Genomic DNA, 4,061 nt, shown 5'->3' on the forward strand with positions numbered 1-4,061 from the left:
CCCATAAGGTGGGACCACCCGAACAGCCCAACGCGGGGATGCGGGAACGAAGGGATGCGAGAGATGGCGATCGAGGTCGGCGACAAGGCCCCGGACTTCGAGCTCAAGGACAACCACGGCCGGGCCGTGCGGCTCTCCGACTTCCAGGGAGAGAAGGCAGTGGTGCTGCTCTTCTACCCGTTCGCCTTCACCGGCGTCTGCACCGGCGAGCTGTGCGAGCTGCGCGATCAGCTCCCGCGCTTCCAGAACGACGACGTGCAGCTCCTCGCCGTCTCCAACGACTCCGTACCCACCCTGCGGGTCTTCGGGGAGCAGGAGGGCCTGGAGTACCCGCTGCTGTCGGACTTCTGGCCGCACGGGGAGACCTCGCGCGCCTACGGCGTCTTCGACGAGGACAAGGGATGTGCCGTCCGCGGCACCTTCATCATCGACAAGGACGGCGTCGTGCGCTGGACTGTCGTCAACGGACTGCCCGACGCGCGTGACCTGAACGAGTACATCAAGGCACTCGACAGTCTCTGAGCGCGCCGGCGCGGGCCGTACACGCATTTTCCCTGCGAAAACCGCTTACAGGCGGGAACCCGTCACTAGGATCGAAACGTTGATCCGGTAGCTCCCCCGGTCACGGCCGGGAGGGCCCCTGCACGACGGGGCACCGCCCCACACACAGAACCCAAATGGAGGACCCGTGGGAGTCAGCCTCAGCAAGGGCGGCAACGTCTCGCTGACCAAGGCCGCGCCTAACCTGACGGCGGTCATCGTCGGTCTGGGCTGGGATGCTCGCACCACCACCGGTGTCGACTTCGACCTCGACGCCAGCGCGATCCTGACCAGCGACCAGGGCAAGGTCACCAGCGACGCGAACTTCGTCTTCTTCAACAACCTGAAGAGCCCCGACGGCTCGGTGGAGCACACCGGGGACAACACGACCGGTGAGGGCGAGGGCGACGACGAGGCGATCAAGGTCAACCTGGCCGGCGTCCCGGCCGACGTCGCCAAGATCGTCTTCCCCGTCTCGATCTACGAGGCCGAGAGCCGCCAGCAGAGCTTCGGCCAGGTCCGCAACGCGTACATCCGCGTGGTGAACCAGGCCGACAACAGCGAGCTCGCGCGTTACGACCTCTCCGAGGACGCCTCGACCGAGACCGCCATGGTCTTCGGCGAGCTGTACCGCAACGGTGCGGAGTGGAAGTTCCGCGCCATCGGCCAGGGTTACGCATCGGGCCTGCGCGGCATCGCGCAGGACTTCGGCGTCAACGTCTGAGTCCGAGAGCAGTCCGTCCGTCCGGCGCCGTGCACTGTGTGTACGGCGCCGGACCGGCTTTACCCGCGGCCGCGACCGCGGGCGGCACACCGCACCACCGGCACGCGTCACCCGCACACCGCAGCACCCACAGCGCCAGCCAAAGCCGCACCACACCCGCACCACACCGGCACATCGCCGTACCGCCACACCGTCGTCCGGGGAGGACCACAACATGGGCGTCACACTTGCCAAGGGGGGCAATGTCTCTCTCTCCAAGGCCGCACCGAACCTCACCAGGGTTCTGATCGGTCTCGGATGGGACGCGCGCTCGACCACGGGAGCCGACTTCGACCTCGACGCCAGCGCGCTGCTGTGCAACAGCGGCCGGGTGCTGGGAGACGAGTACTTCGTCTTCTACAACAACCTGAAGAGCCCCGACGGCTCCGTCGAACACACGGGGGACAACCTCACCGGCGAGGGTGAAGGCGACGACGAGTCGATCATCATCGACCTCACCAAGGTGCCGGCGACCGTGGACAAGATCGTCTTCCCGGTCTCGATCCACGACGCGGACTCCCGTCGGCAGAGCTTCGGCCAGGTCAGCAACGCCTTCATTCGCGTGGTGAACCAGGCCGACGGCCAGGAACTGGCCCGGTACGACCTCTCCGAGGACGCGTCCAGCGAAACCGCGATGATCTTCGGTGAGGTCTACCGGTACGGGGGGGAATGGAAGTTCCGGGCGGTGGGGCAGGGGTACGCGTCAGGGCTCCGAGGCATCGCTCTAGACTTCGGGGTCAACGTTTCGTAAAGCCGTACAAGACGATGGGGTGCCAGTGGTTCTCAAAACCTTCGGCTGGTCGTTCGCAATCACTGCGCTCGGTCTGGTCGCAGCGGTGTTCTACGGGGGGTGGCAGGCCTTCGGTATCGTCGCGATCCTGTCGGTCCTCGAGATCTCGCTGTCTTTCGACAACGCGGTGGTCAACGCCGGGATCCTGAAGAAGATGAATGCCTTCTGGCAGAAGATCTTCCTCACTATCGGCGTACTCATCGCGGTCTTCGGTATGCGGCTGGTCTTCCCCGTTGTGATCGTCGCGATCAGCGCCAAGATCGGGCCCCTTGAGGCCGTGGATCTCGCCCTCTCCGACAAGGAGATGTACGAGCAGCTGGTGACGGACGCCCACCCGTCCATCGCCGCCTTCGGTGGCATGTTCCTCCTGATGATCTTCCTCGACTTCATCTTCGAGGACCGTGACATCAAGTGGCTCGCCTGGCTGGAGCGCCCGCTCGCCAAGCTCGGCAAGGTCGACATGCTGTCCGCCTGCATCGCGCTGATCGTCCTCGCCATCGCCTCGATGACCGTCGGGGCCAACGCCCACCAGCACGGTGGTGTCCACGTGGACAAGGCGCAGACCGTCCTGATCTCCGGCATCCTCGGCCTGATCACCTACATGATCGTCGGTGGCCTCTCGGGCTACTTCGAGAACAAACTGGAGGAAGAGGAGGAAGCCGAGCACGAGGCCGAGGAAGAGGCCAAGAAGAGCGGCAAGCCCGTCACCGCCGTCGCCATGGCCGGCAAGGCCGCCTTCTTCATGTTCCTCTACCTGGAGGTTCTCGACGCTTCCTTCTCCTTCGACGGAGTCATCGGCGCCTTCGCCATCACCAACGACATCGTGCTGATGGCCCTCGGCCTCGGCATCGGTGCCATGTACGTCCGTTCGCTGACGGTCTACCTGGTCCGCCAGGGCACCCTCGACGACTACGTGTACCTGGAGCACGGCGCCCACTACGCCATCGGCGCGCTCGCCGTGATCCTGCTCGTCACCATCCAGTACGAGATCAACGAGATCATCACCGGTCTCGTCGGCGTGCTGCTCATCGGATGGTCCTTCTGGTCCTCCGTGCGCCGCAACAAGCGCCTGGAACTGGAGGGTTCCACCGCCGAGGCATGACCGCGGCGGTAATGCGGAACGCTCCATCTGCGGGGCGGTCCACCGGGTCCACGGACCCGGCGGGCCGCCCCGCTTCCGTAGGCTCAGGGCGTTCAGGGGATCAGGGAACCAGGGGGGTAGGGGATGGGCTTCTTCGACGGCATCATGGGCAGCCGGGCCGTGCAGTTCCAGTCGGGCAGTGCCTCGTCGAACGCGATCGAGCTGACCAAGCGACATTCGACGGTGTCGCTCACCAAACAGGGGGCCGTCCACGGCAATCTGCGCGTCAACCTGTCCTGGCGCATGCGCACCTCGGACATCGGCGGCCGCTCCGGGCAGAGCGGCCAGCTCTTCCGGCACCCGTTCAAGCTGTTCAAGCCGGACATGGTGCAGGCGCATACCCAGGGCATGGTGAATGTCGACCTGGACATGGGCTGCCTGTACGAGCTGGCGGACGGAACCCGCGGCGCCGTGCAGCCGCTGGGGAATCTGCTGGGCGACCTCAACGACCCGCCGTACGTCAAGCTCAGCGGGGACGACCGGTTCGGCTCGGCGTCGGGGGAGACGCTCTACGTCAACCTCGACCACGCCGACGAGATCAAGCGGCTGCTGGTCTTCGTCTACATCTACGACCAGACCCCGGCCTTCGACCGGACGCACGCCATGGTCACCCTCTACCCCGTCACGGGGCCGCGGATCGAGATCCCGCTGGACGAGCGGCACCCCCAGGCCCGGTCCTGCGCGGTCGTCTCCCTGGAGAAGATCAAGGGCGAGCTCGTGGTGCGGCGCGAGGTGAAGTTCGTGTACGGGTTCCAGGCCGAGCTGGACCGGCTGTACGGCTGGGGGCTCCAGTGGGGGCGGGGCTACAAGAGCGCCAAGAGCTGACC

General features: G+C 65.8%; 5 protein-coding genes. All 5 read left to right on the top strand.

Features of this window, described 5'->3' with window-relative positions; translation table 11 throughout:
• Positions 1 to 63: 63 nt before the first annotated feature.
• Positions 64 to 522, top strand: a complete 459-nt coding sequence (locus ACWGIU_RS31735) for a peroxiredoxin (RefSeq protein ID WP_453711567.1) — start codon at positions 64 to 66, stop codon at positions 520 to 522.
• A 166-nt stretch (positions 523 to 688) separates the two neighbouring features.
• Positions 689 to 1,264 carry a TerD family protein gene (locus ACWGIU_RS31740; RefSeq protein ID WP_030715382.1) on the top strand — a complete coding sequence of 192 codons (576 nt, stop codon included), beginning with the start codon at positions 689 to 691 and terminating at the stop codon, positions 1,262 to 1,264.
• 214 nt (positions 1,265 to 1,478) lie between these two features.
• Complete coding sequence (locus tag ACWGIU_RS31745; protein WP_030009303.1) at positions 1,479 to 2,054, top strand: TerD family protein; 576 nt, start codon at positions 1,479 to 1,481, stop codon at positions 2,052 to 2,054.
• 25 nt (positions 2,055 to 2,079) lie between these two features.
• A complete protein-coding gene (locus ACWGIU_RS31750) occupies positions 2,080 to 3,195 on the top strand; it encodes a DUF475 domain-containing protein (protein ID WP_453711568.1) in 1,116 nt (371 codons plus the stop codon).
• 123 nt (positions 3,196 to 3,318) lie between these two features.
• Complete coding sequence (locus ACWGIU_RS31755) at positions 3,319 to 4,059, top strand: TerD family protein (protein WP_453711569.1); 741 nt, start codon at positions 3,319 to 3,321, stop codon at positions 4,057 to 4,059.
• Positions 4,060 to 4,061 lie beyond the last annotated feature (2 nt).

The sequence above is a fragment of the Streptomyces sp. NPDC054840 genome, assembly GCF_053611065.1.

Coding starts and splice junctions, on each gene's coding strand:
- ACWGIU_RS31745 (WP_030009303.1), top strand. CDS start 1,479: ATGGGCGTCACACTTGCCAAGGGGGGCAATGTCTCTCTCTCCAAGGCC.
- ACWGIU_RS31755 (WP_453711569.1), top strand. CDS start 3,319: ATGGGCTTCTTCGACGGCATCATGGGCAGCCGGGCCGTGCAGTTCCAG.
- ACWGIU_RS31735 (WP_453711567.1), top strand. CDS start 64: ATGGCGATCGAGGTCGGCGACAAGGCCCCGGACTTCGAGCTCAAGGAC.